This is a genomic window from Pseudomonas sp. ABC1 (genome assembly GCF_013395055.1).
In the GTDB taxonomy this organism is placed as follows: domain Bacteria; phylum Pseudomonadota; class Gammaproteobacteria; order Pseudomonadales; family Pseudomonadaceae; genus Stutzerimonas.
Genome location: NZ_CP058349.1, coordinates 1,049,194 through 1,064,567 on the forward strand (window position 1 = coordinate 1,049,194; position 15,374 = coordinate 1,064,567).

The 15,374-nt window shown below is 63.8% G+C and carries 14 protein-coding genes and 1 pseudogene; 6 read left to right on the plus strand and 9 right to left on the minus strand.

The annotated features are described in order from the left end of the window. Positions 1-67: 67 nt before the first annotated feature. The 3 genes from HW090_RS04645 to HW090_RS04655 all read right to left on the minus strand — a co-directional run bounded on the left by HW090_RS04645 (position 68) and on the right by HW090_RS04655 (position 1,935). Positions 68-1,249, minus strand: coding sequence for a sugar transporter (locus HW090_RS04645; RefSeq protein ID WP_179112370.1), 1,182 nt, complete (start codon positions 1,247-1,249; stop codon positions 68-70). Between the two features lie 162 nt (positions 1,250-1,411). After that, entirely contained in the window at positions 1,412-1,711 is a 300-nt protein-coding gene (locus tag HW090_RS04650) for a cell division protein ZapA (protein WP_179112371.1), read from the minus strand. Continuing rightward, on the minus strand, positions 1,708-1,935 hold the full coding sequence (locus tag HW090_RS04655; protein WP_179112372.1) for a hypothetical protein: 228 nt from the start codon (positions 1,933-1,935) through the stop codon (positions 1,708-1,710). Before HW090_RS04655 ends, HW090_RS04650 begins: the two co-directional genes overlap by 4 nt. 126 nt (positions 1,936-2,061) lie before the next feature. Between HW090_RS04655 and HW090_RS04660 the strand changes: the two genes are divergently transcribed. Next, positions 2,062-2,343 carry a peptidylprolyl isomerase gene (locus HW090_RS04660; RefSeq protein ID WP_179112373.1) on the plus strand — a complete coding sequence of 94 codons (282 nt, stop codon included), beginning with the start codon at positions 2,062-2,064 and terminating at the stop codon, positions 2,341-2,343. Positions 2,344-2,430: 87 nt separating this feature from the next. Here HW090_RS04660 and HW090_RS04665 read toward each other — a convergent pair whose 3' ends face one another. From HW090_RS04665 to HW090_RS04685, 5 genes are all read right to left on the minus strand, one after another. Further along, complete coding sequence (locus HW090_RS04665) at positions 2,431-2,871, minus strand: HIT family protein (protein WP_179112374.1); 441 nt, start codon at positions 2,869-2,871, stop codon at positions 2,431-2,433. A 99-nt stretch (positions 2,872-2,970) separates the two neighbouring features. After that, positions 2,971-3,390, minus strand: a complete 420-nt coding sequence (locus HW090_RS04670; protein WP_179112375.1) for a DUF2141 domain-containing protein — start codon at positions 3,388-3,390, stop codon at positions 2,971-2,973. A gap of 47 nt (positions 3,391-3,437) precedes the next feature. Next, positions 3,438-3,815 carry a metal-sensitive transcriptional regulator gene (locus HW090_RS17980; protein ID WP_179112376.1) on the minus strand — a complete coding sequence of 126 codons (378 nt, stop codon included), beginning with the start codon at positions 3,813-3,815 and terminating at the stop codon, positions 3,438-3,440. Between the two features lie 89 nt (positions 3,816-3,904). Then, entirely contained in the window at positions 3,905-4,111 is a 207-nt protein-coding gene (locus HW090_RS04680; RefSeq protein ID WP_179112377.1) for a heavy-metal-associated domain-containing protein, read from the minus strand. 19 nt (positions 4,112-4,130) lie between these two features. Continuing rightward, positions 4,131-6,539, minus strand: coding sequence for a heavy metal translocating P-type ATPase (locus HW090_RS04685; RefSeq protein ID WP_179112378.1), 2,409 nt, complete (start codon positions 6,537-6,539; stop codon positions 4,131-4,133). A gap of 283 nt (positions 6,540-6,822) precedes the next feature. Here HW090_RS04685 and HW090_RS04690 point away from each other — a divergent pair, with 283 nt between their 5' ends. The 4 genes and pseudogenes from HW090_RS04690 (at position 6,823) to tldD (ending at position 13,136) form a co-directional block, all read left to right on the plus strand. Continuing rightward, on the plus strand, positions 6,823-9,024 hold the full coding sequence (locus tag HW090_RS04690) for a TonB-dependent siderophore receptor (RefSeq protein ID WP_179112379.1): 2,202 nt from the start codon (positions 6,823-6,825) through the stop codon (positions 9,022-9,024). A gap of 56 nt (positions 9,025-9,080) precedes the next feature. Further along, positions 9,081-10,739: an ABC transporter ATP-binding protein/permease gene (locus HW090_RS04695; protein WP_179112380.1), complete on the plus strand. Its 1,659-nt coding sequence runs from the start codon at positions 9,081-9,083 to the stop codon at positions 10,737-10,739. A 106-nt stretch (positions 10,740-10,845) separates the two neighbouring features. After that, positions 10,846-11,701, plus strand: a pseudogene (locus tag HW090_RS04700) (carbon-nitrogen hydrolase family protein). After that, positions 11,694-13,136: a metalloprotease TldD gene (tldD, locus tag HW090_RS04705; protein ID WP_179112382.1), complete on the plus strand. Its 1,443-nt coding sequence runs from the start codon at positions 11,694-11,696 to the stop codon at positions 13,134-13,136. Before HW090_RS04700 ends, tldD begins: the two are co-directional and overlap by 8 nt. A gap of 53 nt (positions 13,137-13,189) precedes the next feature. On the opposite strand, the gene yjgA is transcribed toward tldD, so the two are convergent. After that, complete coding sequence (gene yjgA, locus HW090_RS04710) at positions 13,190-13,711, minus strand: ribosome biogenesis factor YjgA (RefSeq protein ID WP_179112383.1); 522 nt, start codon at positions 13,709-13,711, stop codon at positions 13,190-13,192. Between the two features lie 114 nt (positions 13,712-13,825). Between yjgA and pmbA the strand changes: the two genes are divergently transcribed. Further along, positions 13,826-15,175 (plus strand): metalloprotease PmbA, encoded by a 1,350-nt coding sequence (pmbA, locus tag HW090_RS04715; RefSeq protein ID WP_179112384.1) that lies wholly within the window; start codon positions 13,826-13,828, stop codon positions 15,173-15,175. The last annotated feature ends 199 nt before the right edge of the window (positions 15,176-15,374 follow it).

A 15,374-nucleotide genomic window follows, 5' to 3' on the forward strand; every position in this document is an offset into this window, starting at 1 on the left:
TGCCGAAAGGCAGCCTCTTCGTTTTCGCCCAAGCAGTGGATGAAAAGCGTCATCCACCCTACACCTGCTACCTCCCAGACTCCGGAGAAAAACTCCGTAGCGCATACACACACAACCCCAGGCCGCACAGCGCTATCACGCCCCCCGCCAACCCGACATAAGGCAGGCCCACATGGGTCGAAACCAGGCTGCCAATCAAGGCGCCGCCACCGATGCCGAGGTTATAGATGCCGGAAAACAGCGCCATGGCGACGTCCGTCGCATCCGATGACAGCGAAAGCACCTTGGATTGCAGTGCCAGGCCAAAGCACATGATCGATATGCCCCAGAACACGCTCAGGGTGCCGATCAGCGAGAAGGAACCCGCCGATGGCAACAACAGCAACAGGCAGGATGCCAGCAGGACGATGGCGAAGATCACGAAGCCTTTTGGATAACGGCCACTGTAGCGGCTGAACAGGAAAGACCCCACCAACCCCGCCCCACCGAACAACAGCAGGATCAATGTGGTCCGCTCCCCACTCAACCCGGCAACCAGCTTGGAGAATGGCTCGATATAGGTGTAGGCCGTGAACTGAGCCGTCACCACCAATGCCGTCAATGCATAGAACGCCATCAGCAACGGGCGCCGGAACAGGCTCGGCAGGCTTTTCAGGGAGCCGGAATTCTGGCTTGGCAGCAACGGCAAGGCGCGCATCAGGCAGAGCACCGTCACGCCGGAGGCTACGGCGATCGACATGAAAGTCATGCGCCAGCCCAACGCCTCACCGACCACGCGCCCCAGGGGGATACCCAGCACCAGCGCCAGCGAAGTGCCCGTTGCCAGCAACCCGAGCGCCTGGGCCTGCTTGCCTGGCGGCGCGACCCGTACGGCCAGGGAAGCCGTGATCGACCAGAACACCGCATGGGCGAAGGCGACACCGACCCGACTCAGCATCAGCATGCCGAAGCTCCAGGCCAGGCCAGACAGTATGTGACTGAGGATGAAGACCACGAAGGCCGCGACCAGCAGGCGCCGCCGCTCGATATTGCGTGTCAGCAACATCATCGGCAGCGAAGCCAGCGTCACGATCCAGGCGTAGATGGTCAACATCAGCCCGACCTGGGCGATCGGCATGTCGAAGCTTTCGCCAATACCGCTCAGCAAACCGACCGGTACGAACTCGGTGGTGTTGAAAATAAAGGCCGCCAGCGCCAGCGCAATGACGCTGAGCCAACTGCCATTCTGGGCATTTGTGGGCGCACTCATGAAAAAACTCTCGAATGGCGAACCGCCACTCCCCTGTCGGGAAAAGGCAGCTCACGGGCACGGTCAAAGGCAGCTCCGGGCTGCACGACAAGCAGCCACAAGGAGCAGGAAGAATATTGGAAGAATTGGAATGGTGCGGATTCTACGCCGCATGCCAGATGGCTACAACGGAGGTGCCTGTGTCTCTGACTGCGCCAACTGCCGGCTGACACGCGCCAGGCTATCGGCCAGGGCCTGCTCGGCGGCGCCCAGGCGCTGTTCCTGCTGGATCAATGGCACACACAGGTTCAGTGCCGTCATCACCAGCAACTCCTGGTGACTGGCATGGGGGAAACGCTGCTGGCTTTCCTGCACGCGCGTCTGCAGCAATTGCATGGCCTGCGCCAGGACGGCCTCGTCCTCGGCACAGGCGCGGATCGAATAGTCGCGCCCAAGAATGTTCAGTGCGCGAATATCGCTCATGCCACCTCACCAGCCCCGGCGCGCTGCACCAGCGCCTGCATGCGGGCGAGCGTAGCGCCCTGCTTCTCTTCCTGCTCGAGGGCGGCCAGTTGCAGGTTGTCGTTTTCCTCCCGGGCCTGTTGCAGTTGCTGCTCGAGTTCGGAGCAGGTGCCGCGCAGAGCTTGATTCTGCTCCAGCAATTGGGAAACGACGTGTTCAAGCTGGGCGAGGGTTGTTTCGAACATGGCAGGTATCTTGATTCCGATGAAAGCCGCAAGCATAAGGAATGCAGGGCACTCGCGCCACCGGCATCGGTTGACTCAGGACATGATTCCGGTAGGCTCGGCGGCTTTATCGAGAGGAGCAACGACATGGCCAAAGCTACAGCGCGTCACATCCTGGTCGCCACCGAAGACAAGTGCAACGAACTGAAAGCCAGCATCGAGGCCGGTGCCGACTTCGCCCAGGTCGCCAAGGACAACTCCAGTTGCCCGTCCAGCCGCCAGGGCGGCGACCTGGGCTCGTTCGGACCGGGCCAGATGGTCCGGGAATTCGACACCGTGGTATTCAGCGCCCCGCTGAACACCGTGCAGGGTCCGGTCAAGACCCAGTTCGGCTACCACCTGCTGGAAGTGACCAGCCGCCAGGACTGATCCCTTCAGCGGTCGGGCGACCCGCTCCGTGCATTACCGTTCCGGCCTGGCCGGGCAGTCCATGGGGCAGGGTCATCCGACTGAGCATCACGCCTGCGCGATTCGGCGCACCAGACGTTCCTGCAAGGCATTGAGTTCGGCCGGGTCGGCCTTGCCCGAGGCATGTGCGCCCAGAGACGCATCGTTGTAGCGGGGAATGATGTGGACATGCAGGTGGAACACCGTCTGCCCTGCCGGCGCCCCATTGAACTGCGCCACCTGTATCCCGTCCGGCTGCAACTCATCGGCCAGCACCCTGGCCAGCTTCTGCGCGACCAGCGTCAGCTTCGTCAGGCTGTCCGCATCGACTTCCAGCAGGTTGCGCGCCTTGGCGCGCTTGGGAATGACCAGCGTATGGCCGAAGGACTGGGGGAACAGGTCGAGGAATGCCAGCACATCCTCATCCTCGTACACCTTGTAGCAGGACGCCTCGCCACGAATGATCTTGGCGAAGATGTTCTGGTCGTCGTAAGCACCGTATAGGCTCATGGGGATTCCCGGTTGGATTGAAGACCAGCAGAACATACCGCGTCCGCCGGCAAACGACAAAAACGCCTGGCGCGCCCGCTCACAACCGCATCGGTCGCATCAATAACGAACGTCGATATGCACGGTGGTCGCCGGCTCGCTCACCTCGAATGCACTGGCCTCGAACTTCGGCGGCCCCATGACCCTGGGGTTGTTCGACAGGCCATAGCCCTCGGAGGGGAACATGCCGAGGCGCAGGTTGAGTTTTCCATCGGCGTTTTCGTCATGGTAGACCATCACCGCGTAGCGTCCCGGCGCCACGTCATCGAAGCGCAGCACGACATCACCTTCGGCCGCAGGAACCTGCTGCACGGCAACCGCCCTGGCTTCCTTGCGGAATGTCTCGGGCACGTCGTAGAGACTGGCCCGCAACGCCCCCTGATCATGCTGAACGCCTTGTACCACCACATCGAGGCTGGCGGCCTCGACGAACAACGGTGCTGCGAACAACGCCGGCAACAACAGGAACCTGGCTTTCATGGTTTTCTCCAGTGCACCACCGGTGCGGTCAGTCGAATCGTTTCGGCTCAACGCATCTTCTTGATGATGCCCAGCAGCTCGGTGATGGCTTCTTCGCCACCATCCTCGAGAATCGCCTGGCGTACACATCCATTGGCATGGTCGGCAAGCAGTTGGCTGGCCACCGCATCCAGGGCTGAACGCACGGCGGAAACCTGGGTGAGGATATCGACGCAGTAGCGATCCTTCTCGATCATCTGCGCGATGCCGTTGACCTGCCCGCCGATGCGGCTCAGGCGATTGAGCAGCGCCTTCTTGCGTGGCTGCACAACGGTCTTGCCGTCCGCTGTCGTGGTATCCGGCTCACAGTGTGCGCAACGTGGCGCTTCGGAGGGACTGGCGCCAGTGGCGGCCTGGGTCTTGCGGGGACGTTTCTGAGGGCTCATGGCACGGGCATATCGTCGAGGGACCGCGAGTGTAACAAAGCACACCCGCAAATCCCTACGGCATCAGGCACGACAGCGAGGCAGTCGTGTCAGGATGCGACGTCGAAACCCAACTCCTCGACCGTGCTGCGGAAGCTTTCCGGAGTGGCCGGCGCCTCATACTCCACGGTGACGGCGCCGCTTTCCAGTACCACCTCGGTGGAACTGACACCCTCCAGGGCCTCCAGTGCGCGCTTGACCTTGCCGGAACAGCCGCCGCACGACATGCCCTGGACTTCGAAAGTGATGGATGACATGGATCTTCTCCTGATCGGATTAATGTTTATGAGTGGAAACCTGGCGAGCCGCCGGTTTCCATTTGCGCAACAACAGTGAATTGCTCAGTACCGAAACCGAACTCAGTGCCATGGCCGCACCGGCCACGACCGGATTGAGCAGCCCGAACGCCGCCAGGGGAATCCCCAGCACGTTATAGATGAAAGCGAAGAACAGGTTCTGCTGCACCTTGCCCAGGGTCGCGGCGGACAGGTCGATGGCATCCAGCAGGCTCGACAGCTGGCTTCTCATCAGCACCACATCGGCCGTATCCAGGGCAATGTCGGAGCCCGCGCCAATGGCGAAGCCGATATCGGCCGACGCCAGCGCAGGCGCATCGTTGATGCCATCGCCGAGCATGCCGACCAGGCCATCGCCCTGGGACTTGAGGCGCTCGACCTCCTCGGCCTTGTGCTGGGGCAGCACGCCGGCGATAAAGTCATCCACCTTGACCTGGGCCGCCACCACGGCGGCGACTCGCGGGCTGTCGCCGGTCAGCATGACCACGCGAACACCTCGCGCCTGCAACGCCGCCACGGTGGCAACCGCGTCTTCGCGCAAGCGATCGGCAAAACCGATATACCCCTGCAGGGTTCCATCCAGGGCAATGCCGATGGCGGTCTTGCCGCTGCTCTCCAGTGCTTCCATCCGTGCCTGGTCGAAGGCGACGCCCTCTTCCGCCAGGAAGCGCGGAGAACCCAGCAGGGCCTTTTGCCCTTCGACAGTCGCGGTCAGGCCGCGGCCTGGCTGGGCCTGGAAATCACTGACAGCGACGGCGGCCACCGAACGGCTGCTGGCATGCTCGACCAGCGCCCGCGCCAGCGGATGCTCGGAGTCGCGTTCCAAACCCAGCGCCAGCGCCAGCAGACGCTCCGGCGAAACACCCTCGGCCGGCAACAGGTCACTGACCGAAGGCCGTCCTTCGGTCAGCGTCCCGGTCTTGTCCACCACCAGCGTCTTCAATTGCTGCGCACGCTCCAGCGCGTCGACATTACGGAACAGGATACCGTTGCGCGCGCCCTGGCCCGTGCCGACCATGATCGCCGTAGGTGTCGCCAGCCCCAGGGCACAGGGGCAGGCAATGACCAGGACGGCGACCGCACTGACCAGGCTCGGGGTGAAAGCGCCGGTCAGCCACCAGCCGAGCAGGAAAGTCAGCACACTGATGGCCACCACCACCGGCACGAACACCGCCGACACCTTGTCCGCCAGGCGCTGCACGCTGGCCTTGGAACCCTGGGCCTGCTCGACCAGGCGAACGATACGCGCCAGGGCGGTATCGCTGCCGACACCGCTGGCCTTCACGCGCAACGCGCCATTGTGGTTGAGCGTGGCGGCGAACACCTTGTCACCTTCGCCCTTGAGCACCGGGACGCTCTCGCCGGTCAGCATCGACTCGTTGATCTCGGAAGCGCCTTCCAGCACCAGGCCATCCAGCGGAATGCTCTCGCCAGGGCGGACCACGAAGATATCGCCGACCCGCAGGCTGGCCACGGCACGGTCCTGCAACGCACCGTCCACCTCGACATGGGCGATCTGCGGCTGCAACCCGAGCAGCCCCTCGATGGCCGCGCCGGTCTTGGCCTTGGCCCGCGCTTCGAGCAACTTGCCCAGCAGCACCAGCGTGATGATCGCGGCACTGGCCTCGAAGTAGACATGGCCGTGATGATCACCCGCCAGGATCACCACGACGCTGTACAGGTAGGCGACGCTGGTGCCCAGGGCGACCAGTACGTCCATATTGGCCGAACCGCCGCGCAAGGCGTTCCAGGCATTGCGGTAGAAGTGCCGGCCACAGAAAAACTGCACCGGTGTCGCCAGCGCCCATTGCAGCCAGCGCGGCACCGCCTCGTGATAGCCCATGAACATGGCGACCATTTCGATCATCAGCGGCAGCGTCAGCAGCGCAGCCAGTCCGAACTGCCAGCGCAGGGACTGCCACTCCTGCTGCTTGCGCTGCTTGGCGGCATCCCGCGCGGCATCGTCCACGACGCTGGCGGAAAAACCCGCCTTCTCGATACGCGCGACCAGCCCGTCGACCTCGGCCAACCCCGGCTGGTACTCGACATGGGCACGCTCGGCCGCGAAGTTCACCGTGGCGCTGACACCTTCCTGCGCATTCAGCACTTTTTCTATGCGTGCGGCACAGGCCGCGCAGCTCATGCCACCGACGGCCAGCTCGACGCGCTCGGGAACGACCTCGAAGCCGCTCTTGCGTACGGCGGCAATCACCTCGCCGGCCTGTGTCTGCTCGCCGGACAACTCGACCTGGGCTTTCTCAGTCGCGAAATTGACGTTTGCCGCGACCCCCGGCAGGCGGTTCAATACACGCTCGATACGACTGGCACAGGCAGCGCAGGTCATGCCACCGATGGGAAAACTGATGATTCTTGGCTGCTGAGAAGACATGCGGACGCTTCCATTGACTGACACGACGATCATACCCATGCAGGGTATTTTTGAAATACCCACACGGGGTATAAAAAATAAAATCAGCGATTCATCAAATAAAAAACACAACGAATTCAACATGTTACATTTTGATAGAATTTTTATAACTTCAGATATATCAAAATAATCTTTTAAGAACTTTTTTCAACGCTCCTAACATCCACGCCACTGACCAGCCACAGAATCTGGCGGAAGTACTCCATTCTCACCGTTTTTCGGATTCATTCCCGTGGGGGAAACCATGTGCAAACGTCACGCTCATAAGCATACCCATACCCGGTATACAAAGATCAGCCAGGCAATCAGCCTGGGCGCCCTGTTCGGCCTCTCCGGACAGCTCCTGGCAGACGGCCAGTCAGTCGAAAAAGAAACCGCCGAACTGCAGACGATCACCGTATGGGGCCAGTCGCTCACGGAAGACAGCGATGCCTACCGTGCGGAAAAGAGCACCGTCGCCAGCAAACTGCCCGTGTCACTCAAGGAAATCCCGCAATCCGTCTCGGTGGTGACACGCCAGCGCATCGAAGACCAGAACCTCAATACCCTCGAAGACGCTCTGCGCTGGGTGCCCGGCGTCACCGTGATACCCAACGATACCGCCCAGAGCCAGTATTGGGCGCGCGGTTACGGACTCAACGTCAGCATCGACGGCGTACCCAGCACTGCCGGCCTGAGCGGCGCGGAACAGTTCGACCTGGCGGTGTACGACCGTGTCGAAGTCCTGCGCGGCCCTGCCGGCGTCCTGCAAGGCAGCGGCGACCTCGGCGGCACGGTCAACGTGGTGACCAAGAAGCCGCGTAGCCAGTTCGGCCTGAATGGCACCATCAGCACCGGCAGTTGGGACAACCACCGTGGCGAGCTGGATGTGACCGGCCCGCTGGACGCCAATGGCCGTCTGCGCGGACGCTTCGTCGGCGTTGGCCAGGATCGCGACTTCTATTACGACCGCACCCACCAGCGCAAATGGGTCGGCTATGGGGTACTGGAGTTCGACGCCACCGACGACCTGACCCTGTCGCTGAGCCACACCCAGCAGGACAACGACATCGACGTGCCATTCGCCGGCCTGCCGGTCAGCGCGCCAGGCGGGGCCGCCGGACGCCTGCTGGATGTCTCCCGCTCGACCAACCCCTACCCGGACTGGAGCTACAGCCGCGCCCATACAAAGGAAACCGTGCTGGCCGCCGAGCAGCGCTTCGCCAATGACTGGAGCCTGACCGCCAAGCTGCGCTACCTGACCCAGGACAGCGAGTGGAAGGATGCCGTCCCCGGAGGCGCAGGCGTCAACCTGAACAACAACACGTTCAGCTACGTTTTCCTGCGCGAATACGACGGCGAGTCGCGCCGCCGCGCCGCCGATCTCTATGCCTCCGGCCCGTTCCAACTGCTCGGCCGCGAACACCATGCGCTGATCGGCTACAACCAGGACGACTACCGCGTACGCTCCAGCGATACCTGGGGCTCCAACCGCAGCGCATCGAGCCTGGTGGGCAGCGCGGCCAGCGGCCTCGACCTGTCCAACCCAAACCTCGCGGAACCCAACCTAATCCGTAACCGCGGCTCGGAGCGCCTGACCGAACAGAGCGGCGTCTACGGCCAGGTCCGCCTGCGCGTACTGGACCCGTTGACCCTGGTCGCAGGGGGTCGCTTCACCAACTATGACTACAAGAGCCGCAACCGTGCGCCTTCCACCCCTGGTGCCTGGAGCAAGGGCGAGTCGAGCAACGACGAATTCACCCCTTATGGCGGACTGGTCTACGAAGTGACGCCAGAGGTGTCGCTCTACACCAGCTACTCGGACATCTTCATCCCGCAGGACTACGAGAAAGCAGGCGGAGGCACCCTGGAGCCACGGGTAGGCAAGCAATACGAAGTCGGCATCAAGACCAGCTTCTTCGACGATGCCCTGAACGCCTCGCTCGCCGCCTTCCGCATCCGCGACGAAAACCGCCCCTTCGAAGACCCGAATGATCCGAGTTACTACATCGCGGCTGGAGAGGTCGAGAGCAGTGGCTGGGAGCTGGACGTCAGTGGTCGCCCGTTGCCGGGCTGGGATCTCAGCGCGGGCTATACCCACCTGAAAACACGCTACCTCAGCGACGACAGCAACATCGGACAGTTCAGCCACTCCTCGCCCAAGCACAGCTTCAAGCTGTGGAGCCACTACCGCGTCCAGGACGGCCTGTTCAAGGGGCTGGCACTGGGCGGCGGCGTGCAGGCCACCAGCGCCTACGGCAGCGACCGCTTCGCCTCGGACCGCGAACAGAGCGGCTATGCCCTCGCCAGCGCGGTGGCCAGCTATGCGTTGAACGAACACGCCACCCTGGCGCTGAATGGCGAAAACCTCACGGACCGCAAGTACTATGTCAGCCTTGGCAACAACACCTACAACACCTACGGAGACCCGCGCAACTTCACCCTGTCGCTGCGCCTGAAGTACTGAGTCGCAGGGTGCGCCACGCGCGCCCTGTCCTACCGCCCTCCTGACCGAAACCCACCATGAAAACCACAGCATCCCCCTGGCAATTGATCCGCCCCTACTGGTCGTCGGCAGAAAAGTGGCGAGCCTGGGGGCTGCTGGCGCTGATCATCGGCCTGGACCTGGGAACGGTCTACAGCGCGGTACAGATCAGTACCTGGCAAAAAAGCTTCTTCGACGCCCTGTCCGAATACCAGCGCGAGCTCATCTCGCCGCTGATGTGGCGCCTGGCGGGGCTGATCATCCTGAGCACCCTCTGCGCGACCTTCAGCATCTTCTTTCGCCAGTTGCTGGAAATACGCTGGCGCAGCTGGCTGACCGAGGATTACCTCGCACGCTGGACGAGCGAACATGCCTACCAGCGCATCGAATCGGCCAGGCTGGCGGACAACCCGGACCAGCGTATCGCCGAAGACCTCGCACTGCTGGCAGGCAAGACCCTCGAACTCGGCCTCGGGCTGCTGAAGAACCTGGTCAACGCGGTGTCCTTCGCCATCATTCTCTGGGGACTCTCCGGCAGCCTGCCACTGAGCGCCATCGGCCTCGATATCGAACTGCCCGGCTACATGCTCTGGGCGGCCATTATCTATGCCCTGTTCGGCTCCTGGCTGATGGAGAAGATCGGCAAGCCGATGGTCGGTCTGGATTATCGCCAGCAACAGTACGAAGCAGACTTCCGCTACCTGCTGGTGCGCATGCGCGAGAACGCGGAGCAGATCGCCTTCTACCGGGGCGAAACGGTCGAACACAACCGCCTGCGCACCGCCTTCCACGTCATACGCCAGAACTGGCGAGGGCTGATGACCTACACCAAGCGCGTCGCCTTCACCGAATCGGTCTATATAGAGGTCGGCTCCATCCTCCCCTACCTGATCGCCATCCCGCGCTATTTCGCCAAACAGATCACCATCGGCGGCGTGATGCAGCTCAGCGTCGGTTTCGCTCGTCTGCGCACCGCCTTGTCCTGGTTCCTGTTCAACTACAAGGAACTGGCCCTGCTGCGCTCGGCCCTGCGCCGTCTCGACGAACTCGATCACGTGCTGCGCCAGCCCGCCACGTCAGGTATCAGCCTGGAACAGCATGCGAGCGACAGCCTGAGCACCCGCTCGCTGCACTTGCAGCGCCCGGACGGCTCACCGCTCAGCAGCATTCGCGACATCGACGTACGCCCCGGCGAGCGCTGGCTGGTGCGCGGCCCGTCGGGCATCGGCAAGTCGACGCTGCTGCGCGCCCTGGCCGGGCTCTGGCCCCATGGCGACGGGCAGGTCCAGTTGCCACGCGGCAGTCAACTGTTCCTGCCGCAGAAAAGCTACCTGCCACCCGGCAGCCTGAAGGATGCACTGTGCTACCCCGCCGCCGCTGACACGTTCAACGATGCCCAGTGCTCGCGGGCACTGGAGCTGGTGCAACTGCCGCAGTACGTGGCGCAGTTGCATGAGCGCGATCACTGGGAGAAACGCCTGTCACCCGGCGAACAGCAGCGCCTGGCTTTCGCCCGCGTACTGCTGCACAAGCCCGACTACCTGTTCCTCGACGAAGCCACCTCGGCACTGGATACACAGAACGAAGACAACCTCTACCACCTGCTCGACGAGCACCTGCCCATGACCGCCGTGGTCAGCGTGGCCCACCATGCCAGCCTGGAGCGCTACCACCCGCAGCGGCTGGATATGGGTTAATGTCGTGGGCTGCTCGGCACAGCATCTGGAGGGCGCGTCGGTGCGCGCGGCGCACCCTACCTTGATGAGAACCCGCTTCCCTGAACACCGCTCGACCGGAGCCCTTATGTCCCTCGCCGTTATCCAGATGACCACCCAGGCCGATGTCCTGGCCAATCTCGTCGAGGCCCGCCGACTGCTGGAGCAGGCCGCGACGGACGGTGCGCAGCTGGTCGTGCTGCCGGAAAACTTCGCCGCCATGGGCCACCCTGACATGCCGGCGCTGGCCCGGGCCGAAGCACAGGGCCAGGGACCGATCCTGCCCTGGTTGAAACGCAGCGCCCGCGACCTCAAGTTATGGATAGTCGCCGGCACCTTGCCGCTGCCGCCGGACGGTCAACCACAGGGCAAGCCCAACGCCTGCTCGCTGCTGATCGACGAACACGGCGAACGGGTGGCGCGCTATGACAAGCTGCACCTGTTCGATGTGGATGTGCAGGATGCGCGCGGCCGCTACCGGGAGTCCGATGACTACGCCGCCGGGCATGAACTGGTACTGGCGGACACCCCATACGGGCGCCTGGGCATGACGGTCTGTTACGATTTGCGCTTTCCCGAACTGTATACGGCGTTGCGCCTGGCGGGCGCCGAACTGATCAGCGCCCCTGCCGCCTTCACTGCGCTGACGGGAGCGGCCCACTGGCAGACGCTGGTCCGCGCGCGGGCGCTGGAAACACAATGCTATGTGCTGGCCGCTGCCCAGGGCGGAGAACATCCCGGCGGACGCCAGACCTACGGTCACGCCGCCATCATCGACCCATGGGGGCGCACGCTGGGCGAACTGGAACAGGCGCCCGGTGTAGTGCTGGCCCGGCGCGACAGCGCCGAGCAGGACAGTATTCGCCAACGCATGCCGGTGATGGCGCACCGACGATTTTCCGTGCCGCGCATCGACGCGGCCACCCAGGAGTGAATATGAGTGAGTTGTTAGTCCCCGTTGCCAACCGCCTGCTGACCCCAGGCAGCCTGGCGCTCGATGACCTGCCAGGGCTACTCGGCCACCTGGCCGGCCCCGGTATCGATGCCGCCGACCTGTACTTCCAGGATCAGGTCAGCGAGTCGTGGGTGCTGGAGGACGGTATCGTCAAGGAAGGCAGCTTCCACCTGGAGCAAGGCGTCGGCGTGCGCGCCCTGTCCGGCGAGAAAACCGGCTTCGCCTACAGCAACGCGATCACCGCCGACGCCCTGCGCCAGGCCGCCCAGGCCGCCCGCTCCATTGCCCGCAGCGGGCAGTCGCAGCAGGTCGGCCTGACCCAGCGCCCATCGTTCACCTCGCTGTACGGCATGGAAAACCCGCTGGACGACCTGGGCCGTGCCGAGAAAGTGGAGCTGCTCAAACGCATCGACGCCGCCACCCGTGCACTCGATCCACGTATCAAGCAGGTTTCCGTGAGCCTGCTGGGCGTCTGGGAACATATCCTGGTGGCGGGCCTGGATGGCGTACTGGCCGCCGATATCCGCCCACTGGTGCGCTTCAATGTCAGCGTCATCGTCGAGCAGAACGGCCGCCGCGAACGTGGCGGCCAGGGCGGCGGTGGCCGCACCGGCTATGCCTGGTTCCTCGCCGAGGACCGTGCCATGGGCTATGCCCGCGAGGCCCTGCGCCAGGCGCTGGTCAACCTCGACGCGCAACCGGCGCCGGCCGGCACCCTTCCGGTAGTGATGGGCCCAGGCTGGTCCGGCGTGCTGCTGCACGAAGCGGTCGGCCATGGCCTGGAGGGCGACTTCAACCGCAAGGGCCATTCCGCCTACAGCGGCAAGGTTGGTCAACAAGTCGCTTCCAGCCTGTGCACCATCGTCGACGATGGCACCCTGGCGGGTCGACGCGGTTCGCTCAGCGTCGATGACGAAGGCACCCCGACCCAGTGCACCACGCTGATCGAGAACGGCGTACTCAAGGGCTATATCCAGGATCGCCTGAACGCGCGCCTGATGGGCGTGGCACCGACCGGCAACGGTCGCCGCGAGTCCTACGCGCACCTGCCCATGCCACGCATGACCAACACCTACATGCTGGCCGGGGAAAGCGACCCGGAGGAAATCATCCGCTCGGTGCAGAAAGGCATCTACTGCGCCAACCTCGGCGGCGGCCAGGTGGACATCACCAGCGGCAAGTTCGTCTTCTCCACCAGCGAGGCCTACCTGATCGAGAATGGCCGCATCACCGCTCCGGTCAAGGGCGCCACCTTGATCGGCAACGGCCCGGAGGCGATGAGCCGGGTGTCGATGGTCGGCAACGATCTGTCGCTGGATGCCGGCGTCGGCACCTGTGGCAAGGACGGGCAGTCGGTACCGGTAGGGGTCGGCCAGCCGACGCTGAAGATCGATGCGATCACGGTGGGAGGCACTGGCGCGTAGCGCCAACGGGCTACAGGCAAGAGCAGTTCTACACCTGTAGCCTGTAGCGGTTTTTACTTCAGGCCGCGCTGTACTTCATCCAGTTCGCGGATGTATTTGAAGATTTTACGGGCGGCGGCCGGGGGTTTGTTACGCGCGGCTTCGTGCTGGGCATGGCGGACCAGGCTGCGCAGGTGCTGACGGTCGGTTTCGGGGAACTCGTTGACGAAAGCCTCAAGGTCATCGTCACCACCGCCCACCAGCCGGTCGCGCCAGCGCTCCAGGGCGTGGAAACGCTCGTTGTACTGCCGGGTCGAGGCATCCACCTGCTCGATCAGCGCCAGGATGGCGTCGATATCCTGGTCGCGCATCAGCTTGCCGATGTACTGGCGATGGCGTTTGCTGGCGATGTGCGCGGTGTGCTTGGACGCGTCCTGCAAGGCCTTGCGCAGTGCGTCGGTCAGCGGCAGACGGTCGAGCAGTTCGGGCTTGAGCGTGGTCAGGCGTTCGCCGAGGTCCTGCAGGGCATGCAGCTCGCGTTTGACCTGGGATTTGCTTTTTTCGCCGAAATCGTCGGCGTCGGAATAATCAGGCATGGGGCGGGTCCAGAGGGAAACGCCGCCATGATAACAGCAGCGACAAGCTGCGAGCTGCATGCGACGGGGCAAGAACCGGCCGGTCGCTCGCAGCTTCCAGGAATTGGAGTGTTTATGAGTGAAGCATCACAGGTAGGCCCGCAGGCCTTGCCGCAGTTGTACGAAACCGTCGAGCGCATCATCGACGAGGCACGCCGCCAGGGCGCCACGGCCAGCGAAGTATCGGTGTCGCTGGACCAGGGGCTGTCCACCAGCGTGCGCCAGGGCGAAGTCGAGACCGTCGAGTTCAACCGCGACCAGGGCTTCGGCATCACCCTCTACGTTGGCCAGAGCAAAGGTTCGGCCAGCACCACCGGCAGCGGTGCCGAAGCCATCCGCGAGACCGTCGCCGCAGCCCTGGCGATTGCCCGGCACGCCTCGGAAGACCCTTATGCGGGCCTGGCCGCGCCGGAGCTGATGGCCTCCAGCCTGCCCGACCTCGACCTCTACCATCCCTGGGACATCACCCCCGAACAGGCCATCGAACGCGCCCTGCAATGCGAAGCGGCGGCCTTCGCCAGCGACCCACGTGTACGCAAGGCAGACGGCACCAGCCTGAGCACACACCAGGGCTGCCGGGCCTATGGCAACAGCAATGGCTTCATCGGCGGCCACGCCAGCACGCGCCACAGCCTGAGCTGCGTGATGATCGCCGAAACCGACGATGGCCAGATGCAGCGCGACTACGACTATGACGTCAAGCGCATCGGCGGCGAACTGGCCGCCCCCGAACTGATCGGTCGACGCGCAGCCGAACGCACCGTACGCCGCCTTGGCGCCCGTCCGGTGCCGACCTGCGATGTCCCGGTGCTGTTCAGCCCGGACCTGGCCGGCGGCCTGCTGGGGCACTTCATGTCGGCGATCTCCGGCGGCAACCTCTACCGCAAGTCGTCCTACCTGGAAGGTGCTCTGGGGCAGATTCTCTTCCCCGAGTGGCTGAGCCTCGACGAACGCCCCCACATCCCCCGCGCCCTCGGCAGCGCCGCCTACGACAGCGACGGCCTGGCCACCTATGGCAAGTCCTTCGTGGACAACGGACGGCTGGCCAGCTACGTGCTCGGCACCTACTCCGGACGCAAGCTGGGGCTGCCAAGCACCGCCAACGCCGGTGGCATCCACAACCTGTTCGTCAGCCACGGCGACGAAGACCAGGCCGCCCTGCTCCGCCGTATGGGACGGGGCCTGCTGGTCACCGAACTGATGGGCCACGGACTCAACCTGGTGACTGGCGACTATTCCCGTGGCGCGGGTGGCTACTGGGTGGAGAACGGCGAGATCCAGTTCCCGGTGCAGGAGGTAACCATCGCCGGCAACCTGCGGGACATGTGCAAGCAGATCGTGGCGATCGGCAACGATATCGAGAGCCGTGGCAACATCCGTACGGGTTCGATCCTGGTGGAGCGTATGACGCTGGCCGGTAGCTGACTGAGGCTGGTTGCAATATATGTGAGGTTTTGGTGTACACCCGTCACAGGTCTGATGGCCGAACTACCGGTTTCGGCCTTACGCCGAGTCACTTTCTCTTGTTCGCACAAGAGAAAGTAACCAAAGAGAATGCGCCCCCAGCATACGGCCCCTGCGCTGCGCTCCGGGGTTCCCTCGCTCCATCGCCGTTCCAGGGGCA